Genomic DNA, 23,962 nt, shown 5'->3' with positions numbered 1-23,962 from the left:
CTTCCCCCAGTCTTCCCCCAGTCTTCTTCTTTGTCAAAATACTCCGGGGAGCGCGAGGGGCTGGCCCCTCGCACCCTCACTTCCTATTCGCCAGGCAGCGATCCTTCCCCCTGGCCCGCATGTCCACCGGACACTTCATCGGTGGCCTCATCCGGCAGCTCCTGTGGCAACACCAGGTTCAGCACAATCGCGAGCAGCGCGGCCGGCAACAGGCCTGAGGTCATCAGAATGCGCAAGCTGTCTGGCAGATGCTTCACCGCATCGGGCTCCAGCTGCAACCCCAGACCGATCGACAGCGAGATGGCAAAGATCACCATGTTGCGGCGGTTCCAGTCCACATCCGACAGCATCGAAATACCAGCGGCAACCACCATGCCAAACATCACGATGACACCGCCGCCCAGCACTTCGATCGGGATGGTGCGGATGATGGCGCCCACCTTGGGCACCAACCCGCAGATGATCAGAAAAATGGCGCCGATGGTCACCACATGGCGGCTCATCACACCGGTCATGGCGATCAGCCCGACGTTCTGGCTGAACGAAGTATTGGGCAGCCCGCCAAACACCCCGGCAAGTGCAGTGCCAAACCCATCCGCATAGGTCGCACCAGTGATTTCCGCGTCCGTCGCCTCACGACCCGCACCGCCCCGAGTGATGCCACTGACATCGCCAACGGTCTCAACCGCCGAGACAAAAGCCATCAGGCAAAAACCCAGGACCGCCGCCAGCGAGAACTCAAAGCCGTATTTGAACGGCATCGGCAGCGCAAAGACAGCGGCCCGCGACCAGCTGCTGCCAATCGCCTCAACCGAGACCATACCCATCATCAGCGCATAGCCATAGCCCACCACCAAGCCCAGCAATACGGCCGAGATCGACAACATGCCACGGGTAAAGAACTTGAGCCCCAGAGTGACCACAATCACCACCAGTGCCGCCGACCAGTTCAGCAACGAGCCATATTCAGCAGCGCCGGACATTTTTGCCGGCACCCCACCGGCAGCATACTGGATGCCAACCTTGACCAGCATCAGCCCGATCATCGTCACCACCAGTCCGGTCACCAATGGCGGCAGCGCAAAGCGGATCTTGCCGATCACCAGCCCCAGTGCCGCATGGAAAATACCGCCGATAATAACGCCGCCATACAGCGCCGCCAGCGCATCGACGCCGCGCCCCGCCACCAGCGGAATCATGATCGGCAAAAAGGCAAAGCTGGTGCCCTGCACAATCGGCAGCGCTGCCCCCACCGAGCCAATAGTCACCGTCTGCAACAGCGTCGCGACACCGGCAAACAGCATCGACATCTGGATCATATACAGCAGCTCGGGGAAATCGGGCGAATTCGAGCCAAAGCCAAAGCCCGCCGCCCCGGCGACGATAATGGCAGGTGTTACGTTTGATACAAACATTGCCAGCACATGCTGGATGCCCAGCGGGATCGCCCGCGACAGGGCGGGGGTGTAATTGGGGTCGCGCAATTGCTGCGGCGTCCCGATGCTTCCATGACTCATGTCTTTGTCCCTCTTGTTGGTTGGAATATTACCAAGCCACCTCTTTGGCGGGCAGCTTTGGTGTTAAATGCGTGATATGGTAAATGGAGCCTCGAACCAGTGCTCTTCCAGATTCATGCCGGGACCAATCCGGTCGACAACGGCAAACAACCCCGGCGCCGACAGCGGTGTCAAAACCCCGTGCCAGGTGCCCCTTGCCAAGTTGATCGCCTGCCCCGGCGTGGTCTCAAACGCCAGCGGTCTGCCCGGCTTGCCGCCCTCATCCGGCGCGACAATGACCAGAAAGCTGGTCTGCGACATCGGAATAAACGCCTGACTGCCATCTGGGTGACGCTCGACCATCTCCAGCTTATACGGCAGGCTGCGCGGTTCAGCATCAAACAGCGAGATCCCGGCCCGCCCTCCTGAGAAGGCCAGCGCCGCCAGATCGTGATGACGCCCACATAGCCCCTGATTGATCAGCTTGTCGGGCTGCGCTTTCAGCTCCAGCACCTCGCCAAAGCGAGCGAATTTTTCGGCACTCAGCGGTTGGATGATTATTTGGCTCATGACGGCAACACATCGCGCAGACGGAATTCGGCAATTCGCTCCACCTGTTTGCAGGCCTCGGCAAATTCCACCTCACGGCTGTTGTTGATGCGGCTGTGAAACGCTGCCAGAATACTGGGTTTATCGTAGTCGCGCACCGCAATGATAAAGGGAAAGCCGTGCTTGGCGACATAGTCGCCATTCATTCGGGTAAACGTCTCACGCTCATCGTCGGTCAGCAGGTCCAGCCCCGCCGCCGCCTGCTCGCCCGTGCTTTCCGCCGTCAGCCGCCCCGCCGCCGCCAGCTTTCCGGCCAGATCCGGGTGCGCCATCAATACACCCAACCGCTCCGCCTGACTGGCCGAGCGGAACATCCGCGCCAGCGCATTGTGCAGCCCGGTGGCAGTGTCATGCGCCGGGCCCAGCTCCAGCTCAAAGGCTCGCTCGGCAATCCAGGGCGAATGCTCAAAGATCGAGCCGTAATTGCCGACAAATGTCGCGCGGTCCATCCGGGTGGGGCGTGCGTAACGCTGATGCGGGTGGGTCTTGGCCCAATGCTCAGCGATCTCAATACGACGCGGACACCAGACCCCGTCAAAGCCCTGAATATAATCAATGAACCGCTTTAGCCCGGCGATCTTGCCGGGCCGGCCGATCAGTCGACAATGCAGCCCGATCGACATCATCTTGGCAGCGCCGGCCTCGCCCTCGGCATATAAAACATCAAAGGCGTCCTTCAGATACGAGAAGAACTGCTCGCCGGTGGTATAGCCCGGCGCGGTGGCAAAGCGCATGTCATTGGCTTCCAGCGTATAGGGGATGATCAGCTGATCGCGCTCGCCCTGCTCGCGCCAATAGGGCAGATCGTCGTCATAGGTGTCCGAGATATAATCAAACCCGCCCGCCTCCGTCACCAGCCGCACCGTGTTGACACTGCAGCGCCCGGTGTACCAGCCGCGCGGGCGGCTGCCGACCACCTCTGTGTGCAGACGCACCGCCTCGGCGATTGCGGCGCGTTCTTCATCCTCACCCATGTCCTTGTGCTCGACCCATTTCAAGCCGTGACTGGCGATCTCCCAATCTGCCGATTTCATCGCCGCCAGCTGATCGGGGCAGCGCGCCAATGCGCTGGCAACCCCGTAGATGGTGACCGGGATCTCCGCGCCGGTGAACAACCGGTGCAGCCGCCAGAACCCGGCCCGGGCGCCGTATTCATAGATCGACTCCATGTTCCAGTGCCGCTGCCCCTGCCAGGGCGCCGCGCCGGGAATATCGGACAGAAAGGCCTCGGAGGCGGCATCGCCATGCAGGATATTGTTCTCGCCGCCCTCCTCGAAATTCAGCACAAACTGCACCGCCACCTTGGCGCCGCCGGGCCACTGCGCATTTGGTGGCGTGGCGCCGTATCCTATCATGTCGCGCGGATATCTGGTCATAGTGCCTGGCCTTTCAACCTATGAGATCACCCCTTACTATGGCAGAAGATGAGAGCGGTTTTTCAAATTTTCCCGAAGACACTGTCAAAGCCGCCACGTTTGCAACTACTGCCGGTCTGCGTCAGGGGTTGGATCAGGCAAAAGGAGACCCCAAGATGACCGGTTATCTGACCACTCATGTTCTGGATACCGCCCAGGGCTGCCCGGCAGCAGGGCTGAAAATCACGCTCTTTCGCATTGAGGGCGACAGCCGCAGCCAGCTGGCTGAGATGCAGACCAACAGCGACGGGCGCACCAACACGCCGATCCTGCCGCAAGATGGGTTTGCCATTGGCACCTATGAGCTGGTGTTCCAGGCCGGAGATTACCTGCGTGCCAGCAGCCAAACCCTGCCCGAGCCGCTGTTTCTGGATCAGGTCCCCATCCGCTTTGGCATCAGCGACGCCAGCGCCCACTACCACGTGCCACTGTTGCTGTCGGCCTTTGGCTACTCCACCTACCGCGGCAGCTGACCCGCAAACCAGCGGTGTTCTCCCGCCCGGCAGGTGCGCATCAAAGATGCAACCCTGCCCGTTGGGCGTGGCACCTGCGGTGCCCGAAGCTTAATGCACCTGCGGTGCCCAAAGTTATCGTACCTGCCGTGCCCGGCACTGCGGCACCTGCGATGGGCAAAACCCTGGCAACCTGTCCACAGCGCGCGGCACGCGCGCTGCCACGCCCAACCCGGTAGGGGCAGGAGCCCCCCCTTTTGGCCTCTCCATCAGCTAGCACCCACCGGCAATCACCCGTCTTCAGTCAGTCATCACCCACCCGTCATCACGGGGGTGGCTTTCATCACCGAGCCCAGTTCCGCTGCGGCCAACCCGCAGGACCGCAGCAACCCCTGGGTCAGAAAATTCCCTGACAAATCACCATGACCACAACACTGGCCAGCCAATAACCGGCATCCACCCGGCGCGCATAGCGGCCGTTGTTGCGAAACATCCCGCCGGCATAGCCCATTACGGAAAACGCGACCACAGCCAGAATAATGGTCGCCAAGGCCTCCGAGACAGCGGTGACCCCAACCAGCCAGCTCACCAGAAACAGGCCCAGAACTTGGACCCCCATAGCGGCTTTGGGCATCTCATCAGCCGCGCCCATCCGGACCCCGACACCTTCGGCCCATTTTGCTCCAAACAGCTTCGGCGAATACCACAGCCAGCCCAGCAGGAACGCCGCAATAGCCCCTGAAACAACCCCCGCCCAGCTCACACCGTCAAAAAGCTCTGCCATAAATCATCCCCTTTTTAGTCACACCAAAATATCGCGCCGATCGCACCGTTTCATAATTAACCACGCCGTTAACAATGCAGTCAACCAATAGTTAACTCAGCCTGCCAAACGCCGCGCCCTTCAGTCCAATGACCGCAACAGAGTGCCGACGTTTCAGGATCTTGCACTGTCCCGCAGCGCGCCTGCGCGGTGCCATGCCCAAACTCTGCACGGGGCCGTCAGGCACCGTCAGAGGCGGGAGATCATCTTTGCCACCCGCGCCTCGGCCTCGCGAATGGTGCGCGCCATATGCTCGGTCATGAAATCCATGAACAGGCGGGTTTTGGGATCCTGGTGACGACGATGAGTATAGAGGCAGGCCATTTGAACAGGCAGCGGCGGTGTCTGGGTCGCCACCGGGATCAGCCGCCCCTCACAGAGATGATCCGCCACCTCGAACACAGGTTTCAGCGCAATGCCCTGGCCGCTCAGCGCCCAGTCGGTCAGAACATCGCCATCATCACATTCATACCGCCCCGAAACAGCATAGCGCTTTGGCCCCTCTGGGGTGTCCAGCATCCACTGAAATTCCGCCGCGCCGGGAAATCTCAGATTCAGACAGACATGGTTGCCACCGACCAGATCTGCACCATTGTTAGGCATGCCCTGTCGCGCCAGATAGCCCGGCGAGGCACAGAGAATGCGCTGACAATCCGCGATCTTGCGGATTCGCAGGTTGCTGTCCTCGGGCTGACCCAGGAAAAAGGCCAGATCCAGCCCCTCGGTGGTCAGATCCACCGACCGGTCCGTCAATCGCAGCCGAATGCTCATCTCGGGGTACTCGGCCAGAAAATTTGGCACCTGAGGTGCCAGCAATCTCCGCCCGGCCCCAAGTGGGGCCGCCACAAACAACGAGCCGCGCGGCACCTCGGTCAGATGCATCACCTTGGCCTCGGCGGCGTCCACGGTTTCCAGCACCGTCACCGCGCCGCTATAGAACGCCTTGCCCTGCTCGGTTGCAGTCAGATTGCGGGTGGTGCGCTGAAACAGACGCACCCCAAGATAATCCTCAAGCTGCGATATCCGCGCCGAGGTCACCGCCGGCGAAATCCGCAGATCCCGGCCGGCCGCAGACATCGAGCCCAGCTCATAGACCCTTACAAAGGTCCGAATGTTATCGAGATAAGACATTGTTCCATTTTTTTTGATACAGTTTGATAATATGCGGGAATACCGAATAATGCATGTCTTGCCTAGTGTGCAGACAAACAACAATGATGGGGCCTCCAATGTTTGAACTTCTGATGATGTGGGATTGGCTGGGCTTTGCCCTGCGCTGGCTGCATGTGATTACCGCCATCGCCTGGATCGGCTCCTCGTTCTATTTCATTGCTCTGGACCTTGGCCTGCGCAAGGCAGCCGATCTGCCCGCCGGCGCCCACGGTGAGGAATGGCAGGTGCATGGCGGCGGGTTTTACCATGTGCGCAAATACCTGGTGGCGCCATCTGAGATGCCCGAGCACCTGACCTGGTTCAAATGGGAGAGCTATTCGACCTGGCTCAGCGGTGCGGCGCTGCTGATGGTGGTCTATTGGGCGGGCGGAGAGCTGTTCCTGATTGATCAGTCCAAAGCCGACCTGATGCTGTGGCAGGGCATTGCCATCTCGGCGGCCTCGCTGTCGGTGGGCTGGCTGATCTATGACCGCCTGTGCAAATCCGGTCTGGCCGAGCGCCCGACCCTGCTGATGGTGCTGCTGTTTGTGCTGCTGGTGGTGATGGGCTGGGCCTTAAATCAGGTGTTCACCGGCCGTGCCATGATGCTGCATCTGGGCGCCTTTACCGCCACCATCATGACCGCCAATGTGTTCTTCATCATCATGCCAAACCAGCGCATCGTGGTGGCCGACCTGCAGGCGGGGCGCACCCCAGACGCCAAATACGGCAAGATCGCCAAACTGCGCTCGACCCATAACAACTACCTCACCCTGCCAGTGATCTTCCTGATGCTGTCGAACCATTACCCACTGGCCTTTGCCAGCCAGTACAACTGGCTGATTGCAGCCCTGGTGTTCCTGATGGGAGTGACCATCCGCCACTATTTCAACAGCCGCCACGCCCGCAAAGGCAACCCGACCTGGACCTGGCTGGTCACCGCCCTGCTGTTCCTCGGCATCATCATCCTGTCCACCCTTGGGCTGGAAAATGACGGCGACGGAGAGGACCAGGCGGCGCTGCGCGGCACCGCCCTGGTGATGGCGCGGGCCGATGGTTTTGAGGAGGTCCACGAGCTGGTATTGGGCCGCTGTTCCATGTGCCACGCGCGCGAACCGTTCTGGGACGGTATCCGCCGCGCGCCCAAAGGCGTGCTGCTGGAAAGTGAGGCCGATGTGGCCCGGCAGGCGCATGCCATCTATCTGCACGCCGGGGTGACCGATGCAATGCCCCCCGCCAACGTCACCTTCATGGACCCCGAAGACCGCGCCGCTATCCGCCGCTGGTACCGCGCAGCGCAGATGTAACCGGCGCCGATGTAACCGGCGCCGATGAATGGCCTGATCAATGCCCCAGCAATAGTCAGGCGCGGGTGCTGCTGCGGCTGAACAGGACCTGCATGCAATTTCACGCCTTCTACCGCATCCGCTGCTGTGCTAACGGTTATACCACCGCATAATCTCTGATATTTACCAGGGAGGTCGGTTTTTATTCAGGCAGCCCCGGAGCCCGCCGATGTTTTTGTTTCGTCGCCTGTGTCCCATCACACGCGCCTTGTTTGTCAGCCTTTGCGGCATTGCTCTGTCTCTGCCTGATACGGCAATCTCCGCCAGTACCAGCCTCACCGCTCCGGGCGCCGATGAAGACCTGACGCAACGGCTGCGCAGCGCCTCGGCGGTTCTGTCACTGCAACCGGATACTGATGTGCAGGGGCTGCTGGCCACCGCCCTGTCGGATTACCGCAGCTTGGTGCAGGTTCTTTACGACACCGGGCATTTCTCGCCGCAGGTGCATATCCGGCTCGACGGTCGCGAAGCCGCCTCTATCCAGCCGCTGTATCCACCGCGCACTATCACCGCCATCACCATTACCGTCACTCCGGGGCCAAAATTCACCTTTGGCAGCGCCAGCGTCACCCCGATGCCCGATCCCAGCGAAGTGGATATTCCCGACGCCTTTGCCCCCGATCGACTCGCCAGCACCGGCGCGATCCGCGATGCCAGCATGGCTGGCCTAAAGGCCTGGCGCCAGGCCGGCCACGCCAAGGTGGCGCTGCAGTCTCAGGACATCACCGCCAACCATGTGCAGGCCCGCATCAACGCCGCGATCCACCTGAACCCCGGCCCGCACTTACGCTTTGGCCAGCTGCATCAAACCGGCGAAACGGCGGTAAAGCCCGAGGCGATCCGCCGGATTGCCGGCTTTCCCAGTGGTGAGCCCTATCACCCGGATGATCTTGCCAAAGCCGCAACCCGGTTGCGCCGCACCGGCACCTTCTCCTCTGTCTCGCTGACCGAAGCCCAGCAGGCCAACCCCGATGGCACCCTGGATTTCACCGCCCGTTTCGAAGACCAGCCCCAGCGCCGCCTGACCTTCGGGGCCGAGCTGAGTTCCAGCGACGGGTTAGAGCTGACCGGCACCTGGATGCACCGCAACCTGTTTGGCAACGCCGAAAAACTGCGCTTTGAAACCCGTCTCAGCGGCATTGGCAGCAGCAGTGATCTGGATGGCCGTATCAGCCTGCGCCTGGACCGCCCCGCCACTCTGGGCCCCGACGACAATACCTATTACCTGCTCGAGGCCGAGCGGCTGGACGAAGAGCACTATACCGCCACCCACGGATTGGGTGCCATTGGTGTGCGGCGGGTGTTCTCGGATACGCTGTTTGCCGAAGGCTCAATCGGGTTTGACTCGATCCTGGCCGAGGACGTGTTTGGCAAACGCCGGTTCAAATATACCCTGGCCAACCTGCGGGTTGAAAAAGACGCACGCAACAACCGGGTCAGCGCCACCGACGGCTACTACCTGAATGCACGCCTGCTGCCGTTTGCCGGCATTGACGGCAGCAAATCCGGCGCTCAGGTCAGGTTGGACGGGCGCATCTTTTACAGTCTGGGCAGCTCGAACACGGTGGTGCTGGCGGCGCGGATGCAACTGGGGTCGGTCATAGGTCCTGACCTCAGCGAGGTGTCGCCGACGATGTTGTTCTTCTCAGGCGGCGCTGGATCTGTGCGCGGTCACGAATACCAATCGCTGGGGGTTCCGGTCACTGGCGGCATCGCCGGGGGTAAGGGTTACCTGGCCCTGTCCGGCGAGATCCGGGGCAAAGTGAGCGACAAAATCTCGCTGGTTGGATTCTATGATCTGGGGCTGGTGGACGAAAGCAGTTTTGTGTCTGGATCGTCACAACATCACTCGGGTGCCGGGCTGGGCCTGCGCTATGATGTGGCCGGGATTGGCCCGCTCAGGCTGGATCTGGCCTATCCCGTCGACGGCGGCAGCAGTGACGGGCTGCAGTTTTACATCGGCATAGGACAGGCATTTTGAACAGGCTCTTCGGATATATACTGGCGGGAACTCTGGCCACGTCCCTGGCCGCCACACCTCTGGCCGCACAGAACACCGATAGCGAAGAGGCCGGCGGATTTCTGGTTGGCTTTCTTGAGGACAGCCTGTCAGGCGACAACCGCCAGATCAGCGTGATCGGCATGCAGGGCGCCCTGTCCTCCTCGGCCACCATCAGGCAGATCACCGTCTCGGACGATGACGGCATCTGGCTGACCATCGACAACGCGGTGCTGGACTGGAACCGGCTGGCGCTGATCCAGGGCAGGTTTTCGGTCAATGCGCTGACCGCCGAAACCATCCGCATTGAGCGCAGCCCCACGCCCACAGCTCCAGACCCCGAACTGCCAATCCCCGAGGCCACCCCGTTTCAACTGCCAGAGCTCCCCGTCGCGGTAGAGCTGGGCGAAATCCGGGTGAGCCGGATCGAGTTGGGCAAAGACCTGCTGGGCAGCGCCGCCAGCCTGTCGCTGAACGGCGCGCTGCAACTCTCCGCAGGCGCTCTGGATCTCGACCTATCGGTGGCACGGCTGGACAAGCCCGGCGATCTGCTGCGGCTGGATGCGTCATTTGTCAATGAAACCAGCGTGATCACCCTGGATCTGGCGCTCAAAGAAGCGGCCAATGGGCTGGTCACCTCACTGCTGGATCTGCCGGGCCGTCCAACGGTGCGATTGTCCGTGATGGGCACCGGCCCGGTTGATGACTTCAACGCCAATCTGGAGCTCGACACCAATGGCACCCGACGTCTGGGCGGCCAGTTGGTGCTGGCGGCGCTGCCTTCAGGCGACTCGGAAACCCCGAACAGCATATCTTTTTCGGCGGATCTGAACGGCGATATCGACCCGCTGCTGCCGCCACCCTACCGGCCGTTCTTTGGGGCTGGCCTTCGCGCCAACCTAAAGGGTCACAGCGACCCGGACGGGCGTATCACTCTGGATAATCTGGTGTTGCGCAGCCGGGCGCTGCAGTTGACTGGCGCCCTGGCGCTGGCCCCCGGCGGCGTGATTGAGAGCGCCAATATCAAGGCCGCAATCACCCCGCCCAAGGGTCAGGCAGCGGTTCTTCTGCCCATTGCCGGCGGTGCCACCACATTGGCCGGGATTGAACTCACGGCGCAGAAAACCGCCGCTGGGGACTGGCAGGTCAAGGCGCTGCTGGACCGGCTGAGCCACCCGGGCCTGTCGCTGTCACGGGCTGACCTGACCGCCGCCGGAACGCTGGATCAAAGCGACGGCTTTGCCATCAGTGGTGACATCAACGCGACCCTGACCGGTGTCAAACCCGCCGATCCAGCCCTGGCGCAGGCGCTTGGCGATCAGGTCAGTTTTGCCGGCACTCTGGCGACGCAGGGCGACCTTGGGTTGACGATCCGTAACATGGCCCTGCGCGGCAGCGACTACCGCGCCAGCGGCGATGCCCGGATCGAGGGGCTGGACAGTGGTTTGAAAATCACCACCGATCTGCATCTGGAGGCCGCCGATCTGGCGCGGTTCTCGGGGTTGGCGGGACATCCCATCGGCGGCGCTGTCACGGGTGACATCAAGGGGTTCGCAGCGCCGCTGTCAGGCATATTCGATGTCGATCTGACAGTTCGGGCCGACCAGCTGACCACCGGCATTGCCGAAGTAGACCCGCTGATATCCGGTATCACCAGCCTGACCCTGCAGGCTGCGCGCGGTAGCGACGGTCTGCGCATCGACCATTTTGAGCTGTCCAACCCGGCGCTGTCGGCGCAGGCGCAGGGGCGGTTGGACAGCCGAGCGGGGTCGCTGACCCTGAGCGCCCGCCTGAACGACACTGGGCCGCTGCTGCCGCAGACCTCGGGGCCGCTTGAGCTGAGCGCCGATGTCACCCGTGACGGCGACACCCTTACCGGCTCTGCGCAGCTGCGGGGCCCGAATGCCTCGCAGGCCGTGCTGGAGGGATCCATTGACCGCAGCGGCACCGCCGATCTGACCTTCGATGCAACCCTGATGGATTTGCAACGCTTTCTGCCGGAACTGGCGGGCCAACTGGCGGCACAGGGCAGCGCCAGCCGCCGCGCTGGCCTGTGGCAGATCGACAGCAATGTCACCGGCCCGGCGGGCATCGACGCCTCCATCACCGGCAGCTGGGACGAAGCCCGGGCCAGCGCCGACCTGCGCGCCAATGGCCAGTTGCGTCTGGATGCCGCTAATCTGTTCATCAAGCCCAACTCGGTCCGGGGCCTGGCGAAATTCGACATGACCCTGATTGGCCCACCGGCGCTGGCCTCGCTCAGCGGCAGCATTTCAACCAGTGGCACCACATTGGCCATTCCAGCGGCCAAGCAACAGATCGAGGCGATTGCCGCCACCATTTCGGTGGCCCAGTCCAGCGCCCATATTCAGGTCTCGGCGCAGCCGCGCGCAGGCGGCGCCATTCGCATATCCGGCCCGGTCTCGCTGACCGCCCCCTTTGACGGCAATGTACAAGTGGCGCTGGACAGTGTGGTGCTAACCGACAACCTGATCTACAACACGGTGCTGACCGGCGCGCTTGGCTATAGCGGCCCGCTGGCAGGCAATGGCCGACTGGCCGGGCACATCAATGTCGGCGAGACCAATATCAACCTGGCCGCCGCTGGTGGCTCGGTGACCTCGGCGCCGATCCCGCCGATGCGTCACCTGAACGAACCCACCGCCTCGCGCCGCACTCGCGCCCGCGCCGGGCTGATAAACCAAGCCCCATCCGGCAGCGGCCCCGACATCGCGCTGGATATCATGATCAACGCCCCCGGCCATATCTTTGCCCGTGGCCGCGGATTGCAGGCGGAACTGGGCGGGCAGATCCATGTCCGTGGCAGCACTGCCAATCTTGCCCCCTCAGGGCAAATCGACCTGATCCGTGGTCATTTCAACCTGCTGGGCCGCAAATTGGAGCTCGATGAAGGCAGGGTCACCCTGCAGGGCAATCTGGTGCCCTATCTCGATTTCAAATCCACCGCCAGCACCTCCGAGGGATCGGCCACCCTGGAAATCTCCGGCTTGATCGACGCGCCAGTGATCAAGGTCCACTCGGACCCGGCCCGCCCCAGCGAAGAGGCATTGGCGCTGCTGTTGTTCGGCGAGAATATCGAGGATCTTTCACCCCTTGCACTGGCCCGCATGGCTGGCTCACTGCGCGAACTCAGCGGTCGTGGCGGCAATACCGAAGGCGCGCTGCGCGATGGAACTGGCGCCGACGAGGCGGCGCTGAGCTTCGATGGTCTGGGTCTGGGCGGCTATGTCGCCGACAATGTCTACACCGATTTCAACGTCAACACCCGGGGCGACAGCGAGTTGAACATTAACCTGGATATCTCCAGCAACGTGACGGTCACCGGCACCGTCGAAAGCGACGGCGACACCGGTGTTGGGCTGTTTTTCAAAAAGGATTATTAGCGCCGGGCCCCGCCCCTAAAGCCGGGCAAAGTCAGGCCAAAGGTCAGGCCAGGGATCGGGTCAGGGATCGGGCCAGAGGTCAGGCCCCCACCGCCTCCAGCGCCACCCGTGCCGAACCGCTGACACCGGCGGCATCGTCAGTGATCACCCACAGCGGGATCTGTCGGCACTGCTCTTGCAGCAAGCCGCCCCCCTGCGAGAACCCCTCAAGGAACTGCGTCTGTGCAGGCGAGCCCAGCACGGCCCGCGCCACGCTGCCTGCAAAGAACAGACCCTGGCCGGGCATATAGGTTGGCACCAGATTACACGACAGCAATCCCAGCAATTCGGCCCAGGTCTCAACCGTGCGGGCGGCGGCGCTGTCTGTATCGGCCAGATAGTCCTCCATCAGTTGCGCCCCGCCGGCAATCGCCACTCCGCTCATCGCCTGATGAAAGCGAACCAGGCCATGCCCCGAGAACAGATCTTCATTGGTGTTGAACCCCGTTGGGTCGCGGCCCAGTGCGGCCTGCAGTCTTTTGTAGACCGAAGCTGGCAGATCCGCATGGCCCATTTCCGCCCCGGCGGTATGTGTCCCGGCCACCAGCGACACGTTGAACCCGGTGCCAAGACCAACCACCAGCGACTGATCGCCCAGCTGCACCCCCGCCCGCAGCGAGGACAGCTGGCCGGGGCTGAGCACTGGCAGCGCATGACCCAAAGCCGCCAGATCATTGATCAGATCCATCCGCGCGCCCTGCGGCAATTGCAGCCGCGCCGCCAGACTGCTGGCATCGCCCTGCCAGGCCCGGTTGGTCAAACGATATTCATCCCCGTAAACAGGTCCGGCAACCGCGATACAGGCGCCCTGAAACGTCGGCAGGTCGGGCTGGGCACGATAGGCACTCAGCACGTCCTCAAGGCTGGTAAAGCTGTCGTTGTCAAAGGTTCGCAACCCGGTGACGCCGATTTCTGCTCCAGCCAATGCCAGCCGAGTATTGCTGCCGCCAACATCGCCGACCAGTACCGTGACATCCGTGTTCATTCAGCTGAGCCCTCATTCATTCTGTTTTCGCGCAAATGGTGCTGTAAAACGGTCCCAATTGCAAATACTCAAGGGATAGATGTTTGCGCTCACAGGCCATTTGCCCAATTTGACCACACTAGTCAACAACCGCCGGGCGCGGCGATGGCCCCATGAGGACAGCAATCGCGCGGCCAGGCCGGGCAATCAGGTCGGGCAATCAGGTCGGGCAATCAGGCCGGACAGCCAGGCCGGGCGGTCAAAGGGGTTGACCGCCGAGGGGACAATGGCCGAAGACCGCCCTATCGACAGCAAGTCACACACCGCGCCATGCGGTTAAGCCGCAAAGCAAGGACCGGATGAGCAACAGCAGGACGACACTGACAGCTGACCGGCAGGCCCTGATCCGCCCCTTGTTGCAACCGGATGTGGCCCTGGCGGTGACCGACCCGCAGGGCAGGCTGGCGGTGCCTTTTGCAACCGAGCTGGCCTGTCTGTCAGCCAATGCGGTGGCCAAGCGACAGCGCGAGTTTGCCGCTGGTCGCGCCGCCGCCCATGCCGCAATGGCGGACCTGGGCCACAGGCCACAGGCCATTGTGATCGGTAAAAACCGCGCCCCCCTCTGGCCCGAGGGGCTGACCGGATCCATCACCCATAGCCGCAGCTGCGCCATCGCCATTGTCGCCCGCAACCGCGATGTTCTGGCGCTTGGCATCGACGTCGAGGAAGACAGACCGCTGGCGGATAAATTACTGCCGGCGATCTGCTCGGATGCTGAACAGGAGTGGCTCATGGCTCAGGCCAATCCCGGCCAGCTGGCCAAGCTGATATTTTCAGCAAAAGAGGCCGCTTACAAATGCCAGTACAGCGTAAGCCAGCGCTACTTTGGCTTTGACGGTCTGGAACTGGCGCTGGATTTGGCGCAGGGTGGTTTTCAGGCCCGCTTTACCGCCGACCAATTGCCTTTCGTGCGGGGCGACGTGATTGACGGGCGGTTTGCCATCGGCGCCGGGGTGATTGTCACCCTGGCTGAGCTGCGCCCCTAAGGAGACACCGGGATGAGTTGGATCACAAGTGTTGGCTCGGTTGTCATGATCGGGCACAGCCTGTTTGGTCTGCAGCCCCCGCAGATGCTGGACCAGCTGGTGCAGGCCAACAGCGACACCCCGGTGACGGTCGAGGTGCAGACCCTCAATTATCCACTGCCGCCTGAGCCGGCGCCGTTGCCGGATGAGCCGCAAATGACGCGGCTCAACAGCCCGGCTATGGACCTGGCCGCCGCAGCGCCGGTGCTGTCACCCCAACCCGTTGCCATCAATCTGGCCGCGATTGCCGACTGGAGCCCGCAGGCGCCGTTTCTGGACCATTTCAAGACCGCCCGCCCCTGGATTGGCCATCTGGCAGGTCAGTGGGGCGGCGCCGGGCATTTGGATCTGGCGACGGCTGGCTATCTTGATCCCAACGGCTGGCCCACCGCCATGCCCCCCGAGCTGGGCTCCATTGGCACCCTGATCCTCACCGATCTGCCGGACACAGCCCACTCGCTGGCGGGGCGCTACCTGTTGCGCTTTGACGGCGACGGCATTGTCGAGGTGTCCGGCCGGGCTCGCAACGTGCGCTACCGGGATGGCGAGATCTGGTTTGACTTCACCCCCGGCCCCGGCTCGGTTGACATCCGCATCCAGCGCACCGACCGCGACCATAGCAATGACTATGTGCGCAATATCACCGTGGTCAAACAACAGCATCTTGAGGCCTATGCCCAGGGCGCCCTGTTCAACCCGCAGTGGCTAGGCCGGTTGCAGGGGTTTGCCGCGCTGCGGTTGATGGATTGGATGGCAACCAATGGCTCCACTCAGGTCACCTGGCAGGACCGGCCGCAGGTCACCGATTACACCTGGGGCCGCAATGGCGTGCCCGCCGAGATCCTGCTGGCGCTGGTCTCCCAGCTGGGCACCAATCCCTGGTTCACCATGCCCCATGCCGCTGACAACGCCTATTTCCGCCAGTTTGCCCAACTGGTAGCCAAGCAGCTGCAGCCCGGCCAAAAGGTCTATGTGGAATACTCAAACGAGGTCTGGAACCGCCAGTTCCCGCAGGCCCGATGGGCCGCTGATCAGGCCCTCGCCCGCTGGGGGGACGCCGAGCTGTGGATGCAGGTCTACGGCGGTCGCGCCGCCGAGATGGCGCAGATCTGGAGCCGGGTCTTTGGCGATCGCGCCGCCGATCAGCTGGTGCGGGTCATAGCCACCCAAACCGGATGGTTGGGGCTGGAACAACAGATCCTGCAGGCTCCGCTATGGGTGGCCGAACACCCTGCCTCCCCCGATCGCGCACCGCCTGCCAGCCAGTTTGATGCCTATGCGGTGACCGGCTATTTTGGCGGCCTGCTGGGCTACAAGGAGCAGGCAAATGTGGTGCGGGCCTGGATCGCCGACAGCACCGAACGGGCCATGGCTGAGGCCCGCCGCAGAGGCCTGAAAGGCGCCGCGCGGCGGGCATTCATCAAAGCCCATCGTTATGACATTGCCAGTGCTCAGGCCGGTCTTGAACTGCGCGACGGGCTGATTTCAGGCGACCCCACCGATACAGTGGAGGATCTTCTGGAACGGGTATTGCCCTACCACGCGGAGATTGCCGCTGCGCAAGGGCTGGATCTGATCATGTATGAAGGCGGCAGCCACGTGGTTGGCATCGGTCCCATGGTCGAGGACAAGGCCCTGACCGGCTTTTTCACCCATCTCAACTATACCCCTGAAATGGGCGCCCTCTACGCCGAGCTCTTGGCCGGGTGGCAGGCTCTGGGCGGGCAAATGTTCACCGCCTATGTGGATGTCGCGACGCCGGCCAAATGGGGCAGCTGGGGGACATTGCGAAGCCTCGACGACAACAACCCGCGTTGGAATGCGCTGGTCGAAGCAAAATGACCAATCCGTAAAGCCGCCACAGGTGGTGTTATACTGTCGGCGTTATACTGCCGGGATCATTCTGCCGCAGTCATTCTGTACGAAACTGTCCGGGGCTATGGCCGGTCCAGCGCTTGAACGCCTCATTGAAGCTCCCCAGCCCCGAATAGCCCAGCAGGAAGGCAATCTCCGCCAGCACCAGATTGGTATCACGCAGATAGCTTTTTGAGAGGGATTTGCGCAGGTTTTCCAACAGCCGGAAAAAGCTGGTCCCTTCGGCTGCCAGCTTGCGCGACAGGGTGCGCGGGCTCATCCCCATGCCGCTGGCAACACTTTCCAAGGTCACGGTTCCGGCCCCCAGCTGTTCGGATATTGCCCGTTCCACCGCGATCACCAGCCCCGGGCTTTGGCGCGCGATGTCCGCCAGCACCTGGTCGCCATATCTCTGCAACACGCTCAACAATTGCTCGTCGGCCGAGGTCAGCGGTAGATCCAGATCTTTCGGGTCAAAGGTAAAGCCGTTGGTGGCGGCGCCAAACTCCACCTTGCAGCCAAAATAAGTCTCTATTTCATTCAGCTGACTGCGCCGGTTGTGCTGGAACCTGACCAACCGCGGCGAGATCGGACCAATGGTAAACCGGCGCAGCGTGAACAACAGGCTTGCCGCCGCAAACTCGACATATTGGCGGCGTTTCAGACTGGGGGAAATCGCATAGTCCCAGCTGATCACCCCGCCCTGCTGCAAGTGGGACTTATCAACCTCCAGCGCCGGGCTGGCCACCCGTGAATAGCGGGCAAAATTGGCCAGAAAGCCTCCGGCCGTTGGCGCCGCCAATCCAACATAGCAAATCAGTCCAGCCCGCCGAATATCCTGTTCCATGCCCAGCTGAAAACCCAGATTTTCGTTCTTGGTCAACACCGCAGCCCGCTCAAAAAACTTGACGGTTTCAACCAGCGGATAGGTCGGAGCCTCTTCGGCCAGCAAGTTGGCATCAAAAGCGGTGCCGTGAAAAATATCCTCCACGGCATAGCCACGCTGTATCAGTTGATTGGCCAGCATACTGGCAAAAACTGCAGAGTGCTGTCCGGCGGCGCCTGCCATCTTAGATAGTCTCCTTAAAAAATCAGCCGTTCCGTCGTATGGTGATTTTCAAATGCATAGTCTGTCCTAAGTGTTCACCTGACCCGGGATTTTCAAGGCACTGGCATTCACCTAACGAGACAAAAGATCAGCACTCTGGACAGGGCCTATAAATAAGCTTTCAGGCAGGTCAACATGTTTGTCGGCCAGCCGGTCAGAAAATCCTACAGAGGTCTATTGCAGATCTGACGCCTAGAAGGAGACTCATTTAACGGAGAAAAATCAAGGGTTGATCGGCACCGCCCTCAATACCCGCAATCAGACGCGGCCTGTCGGGGGGGGGGGCACTGTCGGGGCCAGGATCGGGGCCACTGTCGGGGCCTGTTCCCAGCCACGCCCTTGCCCGTCCAGCCTCACTGGCGGCCTCACTGGTAGCCTCACTCGGCGCGGTACTGTCCGGGGCTGCAACCAGTCCACCGTTTGAACGCGTCATTAAAACTGCTAAGCCCAGAATAACCAAGCAAAAAGGCGGTATCGGCAAGCGTAAGGTCGCTGTCCCGGAGATAGCTTTTGGACAGGGATTTGCGCAGGTCTTCCAGCACCCGGAAAAAGCTGGTTCCTTCGGCGGCCAGCCTGCGCGACAGCGTACGGGGGCTGATCCCCATCGCGGCAGCAACATGATCCAGCGTTGCCGTCCCACGGGGCAGCATATCGGCGATAACGCGCTCGACCTCACAGACCACCCCCGGCAAGGCGCGGCCTTTTTTTTCCGCCAGCACCCGGTCAGCATAGCTCTGCAAGACCTTAAGCAACTGGTCGTCAGCAGAAATCAATGGCCGTTCCAGATCGCTTGCATCAAATTCAAAACTGTTTCGCGCAGCCCCAAAAGATATGTCGCAGCCAAAAAAGGCCTCCAGTTCGTCATTGTTTTTGCGCCGGTGGTGCTCAAAGCTTAGCTTTCGCGGCCGCATGTCAGAGCCGGAAAAATGGCGCAGGGTATTCAGGAAAACCGTGCTGGTGTATTCCACATACTGGCGCCGCGGCACGCTGGGGGAAATGCGGAACTGCCAGCCAACCAACCCGTTGTCCTGCAGGTGGGAATAGTCCAGCTCCAGCACGTCACTGTAGATCCGCGAATAGCGTGTATAATTGGCCAGGAAGGCCGCCACATTGGCCGCCGCCAACCCGACATAACACACCAGCCCGATGCGGCGACTGTCCTGGCCCTGCGCCAGATGAAACCCAAACAGATCATCCTGGGTCAGCAGGGCTCCCTGTTCAAAAAAGCTCATGACATCTGATGCCGCGGCAACGGGAGCCTCCTGTTGCAACAAAGAGCCGTCAAACGCCGTTCCGCGAAACACAGCCTCCGGGCCGTAGCCTTGCTCAATCAGACTGCGCGCCACCATTTTGGCAAACACTGCAGTATGTTGCTGGCCGACATCTGCCATATTGATACTCTCTTTCCATAAATCACCTGTCGCCCCATGCCTGCGGCGCCAGCCATCTCGGCTCCGTTGGTCCTGAACCGGCAACGGTGTCGGCGAAACAACCAACAGGCCGAGGACACAGCCACGGCGGCGGAAACGGGTTGACGCCGCCGGTCAGGATACCATTTAGGTCCGTTTCCCGCGTCGGCTGGCGCTTTTTCTGCCGCGCGGTGCCTGAAGACGGTTTTATCACCGCGAAATGGTGCAACCGATATCCACCCAGCGGCCGAACAGGCCGCACCGGAACCACCGCGTCCCTGCCGAGCCGCTGGCGATCACAGCCCGCCTCAGAGTCTCCCGCCCGTCGCCAGACATCCAGCGATGTCCGGCTCCCGTTGGGCCCGGCGCCGCGCTTGCGCGGCGCCGGGCCCAAGACCGCAAGGGAGATCTGCGACAGCAGATGCACCGCGCGGGCGCGGGAGCCTTTGGGGAACGACCACTAAGTCCTGCCCCTTTTAGTTTAGCGCAGCGGCGCGGTCTGGAACAAACGGATCTTGATGCCGCCATGAGCCACGGCGGCCCCTGTCGGCAGGAACGGCAGGTCGGTGGCCTTGGCCAGTCCGGCCTCGCTGGTGACAATGCCCACCCGCCAGCCGGAAAACCGGGCGCTCAGGGTTTTGCCCAGCGCGCCATACAGCGCATAAAGCAGTTTTTTATTGCCGATCCGGGCGCCATAAGGCGGGTTGACGATCACCAATCCCGGCGGCCCCTCTGGCGGCATCAGGTCACTGACCGCCTGATGGGTGAACAGCGTGCACCCCTCAACCCCGGCGCGCTCGGCATTGGTGGTGGCGGCCGCGACCACTCCGGCATCGCGGTCAGAGCCGTAAAACCGCAGCGCGGTCAGAGCCCCCTGCCCGGCACCACGCATCTGCTGCCAGGCTGCGTCGTCGAAATTGGCCAGTTGTTCAAAGGCAAAGCTGCGGCTGCGGCCCGGGATCAGCCCCATGGCGAGCTCGGCCGCTTCGATCACAAAGGTGCCAGAGCCACACATGGGATCGACCACCGGCTCACTGCCATCATAGCCACATTGGCGCAGGAACATCGCTGCCAGGTTTTCCCGCATCGGCGCCTTGCCCACCGAGGGTTTATGACCGCGTTTGTGCAGCGCCTCGCCCGAGGTATCGACACTGATGATACAGAGATTGTCGTCAATGCGCACCTTGATGCGCACCTCGGCCTCGGCCGAGATCGGCGCCCCCAGCTCCTCGGTAATGGCCTTCTCAAACCGCTGGATCGCGGCGCCTGCGTGATAGATTTTGGACTTCTTGTTGGTGACCACTTCGACCTTGACCGGCACATCCGGGCGCAGCACATCGCCCCAGGGAAACTTGCGGGCGCGTTTGTCCAACTGGGCCAGATGAAAGGCCCGTATCTCACCGATGCGCGCCAACACCCGCGCCGCGCCGCGCAGCTGCAGATTGGCCCGCCAGACCTCCTCCCAAGTGCCCCGTATGGTCACACCTCCGGGCAGGATAGAGGGCGATTTAAAGCCCTTCTCACGGGCTTCATCCCGTAGTGCCAGCTCGGTTCCCGGAGCCGCTACGAGGAAAATATCGAATTCTGTCTCTGTCATCATGGCCGCTACATAGACCTTAACCTGCAAGACAGCGACCGCTTTTTTGCAAGACCTGACTGTGACGCCCCCTCAGAGAATCCAGCCGTTCACTGTCGCGCGCCTTGTTTCCACCTTCGCAAGGTTGCGAAATTTAACATTTAAAAACAATAGAATAACAGAAACTAAAGAATTAGTTTGACAAAAACGAAGATCAAAGGAAATCTAAGAGACAGTCAGGTGCCGCAGAGCACTTCTGACATAATATACCTTAGGGAGGTGACAAGATGCGCAAGTATCTTCTCTCCGCTGTTGCGGCGACTGCTGTAACTGCGGGATCAATAGGGCATGCCGACGAGGCCGCTGCCAACAAATGGATTAACGAAGAATTCCAGCCCTCAGTTCTGACCAAGGACGAGCAACTGGCGGAAATGCAGTGGTTCATCGATGCGGCTGCGCCTTTTTCCGGCATGGAAATCAACGTGCTGTCCGAGGGCATTCCGACCCACAGCTACGAGAGCGAAGTGCTGACCAAGGCCTTTGAAGAAATCACCGGCATCAAGGTCAACCACCAGATTCTGGGCGAAGGCGAAGTTGTGCAGGCGGTTCAGACCCAAATGCAGACCCAGCGGAACCTGTACGACGCTTATGTCAATGACTCGGACCTGATCGGCACCCACTCGCGGCTGCAACTGGCCTATAACCTGACCGACTTCATGGCAGGCGAAGGCGCCGACGTGACCAACCCCGGTCTCGATCTGGACGACTTCATGGGTATCCAGTTCACCACTGGCCCGGATGGAGATCTGTACCAGCTGCCCGATCAGCAGTTCGCCAACTTGTACTGGTTCCGCAAGGACTGGTTCGACCGCGCCGACCTGCAGGAGGCCTTCAAAGCCAAATACGGCTATGATCTGGGAGTTCCGGTTAACTGGTCGGCCTATGAGGACATCGCCGAGTTCTTCTCCAAGGACGTCAAGGAAATCGACGGCACCACCATCTATGGTCACATGGACTATGGTAAGCGGGCGCCGGATCTTGGCTGGCGGATGACCGATGCCTGGCTGTCAATGGCCGGTGCCGGTTCCAAAGGCGAGCCAAACGGGGTTCCGATCGACGAATGGGGCATCCGCATGGAAGCCGGCTCCTGTAACCCATCGGGCGCAAGCGTCACCCGTGGTGGCGCTGCAAACGGTCCGGCTGCGGTCTATGCGATCCGCAAGTGGGACGAATGGCTGCGCGCCTATGCACCACCCGGTGCGGCCAGCTTTGACTTCTACCAGTCGCTGCCAGCCCTGTCGCAAGGCAACGTAGCTCAGCAGATCTTCTGGTACACTGCCTTTACCGCCGACATGGTGAAGCCACAGTCCGAAGGCAACAACACCGTTGACGAGAGCGGTACACCGCTGTGGCGGATGGCCCCCAGCCCACACGGCCCATACTGGGAAGAAGGCCAGAAGATCGGTTATCAGGACGTTGGCTCCTGGACCATCCTCAAGTCGACCCCACTGGACCGTGCCAAGGCGGCATGGCTGTATTCGCAGTTCGTCGTGTCGAAGACTGTGGACGTGAAGAAAAGCCACGTTGGTCTGACCTTCATCCGCGACAGTTCGGTCAACCACGAGAGCTTCTCGGAGCGGGCTGACAAACTGGGCGGTCTGGTCGAGTTCTACCGCTCGCCCGATCGTGTTGCCTGGTCGCCAACTGGCATCAACGTGCCTGACTATCCAAAGCTGGCCCAAATCTGGTGGCAGCAAATTGGCGACGTCAACTCGGGTGCCTTCACTCCACAACAGGCGATGGATCGTCTGGCCGAAGAAATGGACATCACCATGGGCCGCATGCAGCGCGCCGATGAGGCTGCCAATGTCTACGGTGGCTGTGGCCCACGTCTGAACGAAGAAAAAGACGCGGCCTGGTGGATGGCCAACGGTGGCGCCAAGCCAATGTTGGACAACGAGAAGCCACAGGGCATGACCGTCAACTATGACGCTCTGGTTGCCCGCTGGGCGTCTGAATAATCAGGCTCTTTCCTGATGGGCTGAACCCAGCAAGTTGTTCAGCCCTCCTAAGCCCCGGTGATCCTCTCGATCTCCGGGGCGCTTTTCCCCAAGACCGCGCGGCATCGCGCGCAACTGGCTGCTTGCCGGAAAGCCTCACCACGATGGCACTCGAACTAAAATCTGTGACCAAGCGCGTCGGCGCCAATCTGCACATCAAGGAAACCTCCCTGACCCTGCACACCGGTCACTTCAATGTCCTGTTGGGCGCAACCGGATCTGGTAAGACCTCTCTGATCAAACTGATGGCTGGGCTGGACCCGCTGGCCAGTGGCGAGATCTGGATGGATGGTCAGAACGTATCCAAGCTCAACACCCAGAAACGCAATATCAGCCTGGTGCACCAGTTTTTCATCAACTACCCGCATATGACCGTCTATGAAAACATTGCCTCGCCGCTGAAAGTCGCGGGCATGGCGAAATCTGAAATTCAGGGCCGCGTCGAAGAGGCCGCCGATATTCTGCAGCTGCGGCCGATGCTGAACCGGATGCCGCATGAGCTTTCCGGTGGCCAGCAGCAGCGCACCGCATTGGCCCGCGCCATTGCCAAGGAAAGCAAGGCGGTGTTCCTGGATGAGCCGCTGGCCAACCTCGACTATAAACTGCGCGAAGAGCTGCGCGATCAGCTGCCCGAGCTGTTTGCCGGCCGCGGCGCGGTGGTGGTCTATGCCACTTCGGAACCCGAAGAGGCCCTGTTGCTGGGCGGCCAGACCGCGCTGATGGAGGATGGTCATGTGACCCAGTTTGGCGTCACCGCTGACATCTACCGCAACCCGGCCAATGTTTCCGCCGCTGCGGTGTTCTCCAACCCGCCGATCAACACTGCAAAGATCACCAAGCAGGGCAGCAATGCCACCTTGGGATCAGGCGTCAGCTGGGATCTTCCCGGCGCGGCTGCGGGGCTGGCGGATGGCAAGTACACCATCGCCATCCGCCCCCACCATGTGCTGCCGCTGGCAACCGATAAAAACACCGTGCGCCTGTCAGGCAAGGTGCAGGTGACCGAGCTGTCCGGCTCGGAAAGCAGCGCCCATTTTGACATGGGGCACGGCAGCTGGGTGTCGCTGGCATCTGGCGTTCATCCCTACCATGTGGGTGAAACCCATGATTTTTATATGGACCCATCCGCGTGCTACGTTTTTGCACCCGATGGCTCCCGCGTGGCATGAGG

At 61.5% G+C, this 23,962-nt stretch carries 17 protein-coding genes; 8 read left to right on the top strand and 9 right to left on the bottom strand.

Features of this window, described 5'->3' with window-relative positions; all coding sequences use genetic code 11:
• Positions 1–83 precede the first annotated feature (83 nt).
• The 3 genes from QPJ95_RS12335 to puuE form a co-directional block, all read right to left on the bottom strand.
• Positions 84–1,517 (bottom strand): uracil-xanthine permease family protein, encoded by a 1,434-nt coding sequence (locus QPJ95_RS12335; RefSeq protein WP_270917943.1) that lies wholly within the window; start codon positions 1,515–1,517, stop codon positions 84–86.
• Between the two features lie 63 nt (positions 1,518–1,580).
• Positions 1,581–2,066: an ureidoglycolate lyase gene (locus QPJ95_RS12330; RefSeq protein WP_270917944.1), complete on the bottom strand. Its 486-nt coding sequence runs from the start codon at positions 2,064–2,066 to the stop codon at positions 1,581–1,583.
• Positions 2,063–3,481, bottom strand: coding sequence for an allantoinase PuuE (puuE, locus tag QPJ95_RS12325; protein ID WP_270917945.1), 1,419 nt, complete (start codon positions 3,479–3,481; stop codon positions 2,063–2,065). Before puuE ends, QPJ95_RS12330 begins: the two co-directional genes overlap by 4 nt.
• Before the next feature lie 155 nt (positions 3,482–3,636).
• On the opposite strand from puuE, the gene uraH reads away from it, so the two are divergent.
• The gene (gene uraH / locus QPJ95_RS12320; RefSeq protein ID WP_270918043.1) at positions 3,637–3,993 is read left to right on the top strand and encodes a hydroxyisourate hydrolase; all 357 of its coding nucleotides are present in this window, start codon (positions 3,637–3,639) and stop codon (positions 3,991–3,993) included.
• A 376-nt stretch (positions 3,994–4,369) separates the two neighbouring features.
• Here the strand turns inward: uraH and QPJ95_RS12315 are convergent, their stop codons facing one another.
• Both QPJ95_RS12315 and QPJ95_RS12310 read right to left on the bottom strand, forming a co-directional pair.
• A complete protein-coding gene (locus tag QPJ95_RS12315; RefSeq protein WP_270917946.1) occupies positions 4,370–4,756 on the bottom strand; it encodes a DUF1761 domain-containing protein in 387 nt (128 codons plus the stop codon).
• A gap of 228 nt (positions 4,757–4,984) precedes the next feature.
• On the bottom strand, positions 4,985–5,926 hold the full coding sequence (locus QPJ95_RS12310) for a LysR family transcriptional regulator (RefSeq protein WP_270917947.1): 942 nt from the start codon (positions 5,924–5,926) through the stop codon (positions 4,985–4,987).
• A 98-nt stretch (positions 5,927–6,024) separates the two neighbouring features.
• On the opposite strand from QPJ95_RS12310, the gene QPJ95_RS12305 reads away from it, so the two are divergent.
• From QPJ95_RS12305 to QPJ95_RS12295, 3 genes are all read left to right on the top strand, one after another.
• The gene (locus tag QPJ95_RS12305; RefSeq protein WP_270917948.1) at positions 6,025–7,254 is read left to right on the top strand and encodes a urate hydroxylase PuuD; all 1,230 of its coding nucleotides are present in this window, start codon (positions 6,025–6,027) and stop codon (positions 7,252–7,254) included.
• 208 nt (positions 7,255–7,462) lie between these two features.
• The gene (locus QPJ95_RS12300) at positions 7,463–9,274 is read left to right on the top strand and encodes an autotransporter assembly complex protein TamA (RefSeq protein ID WP_270917949.1); all 1,812 of its coding nucleotides are present in this window, start codon (positions 7,463–7,465) and stop codon (positions 9,272–9,274) included.
• Positions 9,271–12,696, top strand: a complete 3,426-nt coding sequence (locus QPJ95_RS12295) for a translocation/assembly module TamB domain-containing protein (RefSeq protein ID WP_270917950.1) — start codon at positions 9,271–9,273, stop codon at positions 12,694–12,696. Before QPJ95_RS12300 ends, QPJ95_RS12295 begins: the two co-directional genes overlap by 4 nt.
• A 79-nt stretch (positions 12,697–12,775) precedes the next feature.
• Here QPJ95_RS12295 and QPJ95_RS12290 read toward each other — a convergent pair whose 3' ends face one another.
• The gene (locus tag QPJ95_RS12290) at positions 12,776–13,720 is read right to left on the bottom strand and encodes a glucokinase (protein WP_270917951.1); all 945 of its coding nucleotides are present in this window, start codon (positions 13,718–13,720) and stop codon (positions 12,776–12,778) included.
• Between the two features lie 338 nt (positions 13,721–14,058).
• Here QPJ95_RS12290 and QPJ95_RS12285 point away from each other — a divergent pair, with 338 nt between their 5' ends.
• Together QPJ95_RS12285 and QPJ95_RS12280 are read left to right on the top strand one after the other, a co-directional pair.
• Complete coding sequence (locus tag QPJ95_RS12285) at positions 14,059–14,745, top strand: 4'-phosphopantetheinyl transferase family protein (RefSeq protein WP_270917952.1); 687 nt, start codon at positions 14,059–14,061, stop codon at positions 14,743–14,745.
• A gap of 12 nt (positions 14,746–14,757) precedes the next feature.
• Entirely contained in the window at positions 14,758–16,626 is a 1,869-nt protein-coding gene (locus QPJ95_RS12280) for a hypothetical protein (RefSeq protein ID WP_270917953.1), read from the top strand.
• 70 nt (positions 16,627–16,696) lie between these two features.
• Here QPJ95_RS12280 and QPJ95_RS12275 read toward each other — a convergent pair whose 3' ends face one another.
• The 3 genes from QPJ95_RS12275 to QPJ95_RS12265 all read right to left on the bottom strand — a co-directional run bounded on the left by QPJ95_RS12275 (position 16,697) and on the right by QPJ95_RS12265 (position 20,755).
• Entirely contained in the window at positions 16,697–17,707 is a 1,011-nt protein-coding gene (locus QPJ95_RS12275; RefSeq protein WP_270917954.1) for an AraC family transcriptional regulator, read from the bottom strand.
• A gap of 416 nt (positions 17,708–18,123) precedes the next feature.
• A complete protein-coding gene (locus QPJ95_RS12270; protein WP_270917955.1) occupies positions 18,124–19,137 on the bottom strand; it encodes a helix-turn-helix transcriptional regulator in 1,014 nt (337 codons plus the stop codon).
• Positions 19,138–19,636: 499 nt separating this feature from the next.
• Positions 19,637–20,755 (bottom strand): THUMP domain-containing class I SAM-dependent RNA methyltransferase, encoded by a 1,119-nt coding sequence (locus QPJ95_RS12265; RefSeq protein ID WP_270917956.1) that lies wholly within the window; start codon positions 20,753–20,755, stop codon positions 19,637–19,639.
• A gap of 263 nt (positions 20,756–21,018) precedes the next feature.
• Here QPJ95_RS12265 and QPJ95_RS12260 point away from each other — a divergent pair, with 263 nt between their 5' ends.
• Both QPJ95_RS12260 and QPJ95_RS12255 read left to right on the top strand, forming a co-directional pair.
• Positions 21,019–22,752, top strand: coding sequence for an ABC transporter substrate-binding protein (locus QPJ95_RS12260; RefSeq protein ID WP_270917957.1), 1,734 nt, complete (start codon positions 21,019–21,021; stop codon positions 22,750–22,752).
• A gap of 143 nt (positions 22,753–22,895) precedes the next feature.
• A complete protein-coding gene (locus tag QPJ95_RS12255; RefSeq protein ID WP_270917958.1) occupies positions 22,896–23,960 on the top strand; it encodes an ABC transporter ATP-binding protein in 1,065 nt (354 codons plus the stop codon).
• Positions 23,961–23,962 lie beyond the last annotated feature (2 nt).

This window comes from Parasedimentitalea psychrophila, from assembly GCF_030285785.1.
In the GTDB taxonomy this organism is placed as follows: Bacteria; Pseudomonadota; Alphaproteobacteria; order Rhodobacterales; family Rhodobacteraceae; genus Parasedimentitalea; species Parasedimentitalea psychrophila.
The sequence above is the reverse complement of the archived record's forward strand: the minus strand, read 5'-3'. Positions and strand labels throughout refer to the sequence as shown.

What these genes read in the sequence shown, in the direction of transcription:
- QPJ95_RS12290 (WP_270917951.1), bottom strand. Translation starts at nt 13,720, where the DNA reads ATGAACACGGATGTCACGGTACTGGTCGGCGATGTTGGCGGCAGCAAT.
- QPJ95_RS12300 (WP_270917949.1), top strand. Translation starts at nt 7,463, where the DNA reads ATGTTTTTGTTTCGTCGCCTGTGTCCCATCACACGCGCCTTGTTTGTC.
- QPJ95_RS12330 (WP_270917944.1), bottom strand. Translation starts at nt 2,066, where the DNA reads ATGAGCCAAATAATCATCCAACCGCTGAGTGCCGAAAAATTCGCTCGC.
- puuE (WP_270917945.1), bottom strand. Translation starts at nt 3,481, where the DNA reads ATGACCAGATATCCGCGCGACATGATAGGATACGGCGCCACGCCACCA.
- uraH (WP_270918043.1), top strand. Translation starts at nt 3,637, where the DNA reads ATGACCGGTTATCTGACCACTCATGTTCTGGATACCGCCCAGGGCTGC.
- QPJ95_RS12285 (WP_270917952.1), top strand. Translation starts at nt 14,059, where the DNA reads ATGAGCAACAGCAGGACGACACTGACAGCTGACCGGCAGGCCCTGATC.
- QPJ95_RS12310 (WP_270917947.1), bottom strand. Translation starts at nt 5,926, where the DNA reads ATGTCTTATCTCGATAACATTCGGACCTTTGTAAGGGTCTATGAGCTG.
- QPJ95_RS12255 (WP_270917958.1), top strand. Translation starts at nt 22,896, where the DNA reads ATGGCACTCGAACTAAAATCTGTGACCAAGCGCGTCGGCGCCAATCTG.
- QPJ95_RS12335 (WP_270917943.1), bottom strand. Translation starts at nt 1,517, where the DNA reads ATGAGTCATGGAAGCATCGGGACGCCGCAGCAATTGCGCGACCCCAAT.
- QPJ95_RS12270 (WP_270917955.1), bottom strand. Translation starts at nt 19,137, where the DNA reads ATGGCAGATGTCGGCCAGCAACATACTGCAGTGTTTGCCAAAATGGTG.
- QPJ95_RS12275 (WP_270917954.1), bottom strand. Translation starts at nt 17,707, where the DNA reads ATGGCAGGCGCCGCCGGACAGCACTCTGCAGTTTTTGCCAGTATGCTG.
- QPJ95_RS12315 (WP_270917946.1), bottom strand. Translation starts at nt 4,756, where the DNA reads ATGGCAGAGCTTTTTGACGGTGTGAGCTGGGCGGGGGTTGTTTCAGGG.
- QPJ95_RS12305 (WP_270917948.1), top strand. Translation starts at nt 6,025, where the DNA reads ATGTTTGAACTTCTGATGATGTGGGATTGGCTGGGCTTTGCCCTGCGC.
- QPJ95_RS12265 (WP_270917956.1), bottom strand. Translation starts at nt 20,755, where the DNA reads ATGATGACAGAGACAGAATTCGATATTTTCCTCGTAGCGGCTCCGGGA.
- QPJ95_RS12260 (WP_270917957.1), top strand. Translation starts at nt 21,019, where the DNA reads ATGCGCAAGTATCTTCTCTCCGCTGTTGCGGCGACTGCTGTAACTGCG.
- QPJ95_RS12280 (WP_270917953.1), top strand. Translation starts at nt 14,758, where the DNA reads ATGAGTTGGATCACAAGTGTTGGCTCGGTTGTCATGATCGGGCACAGC.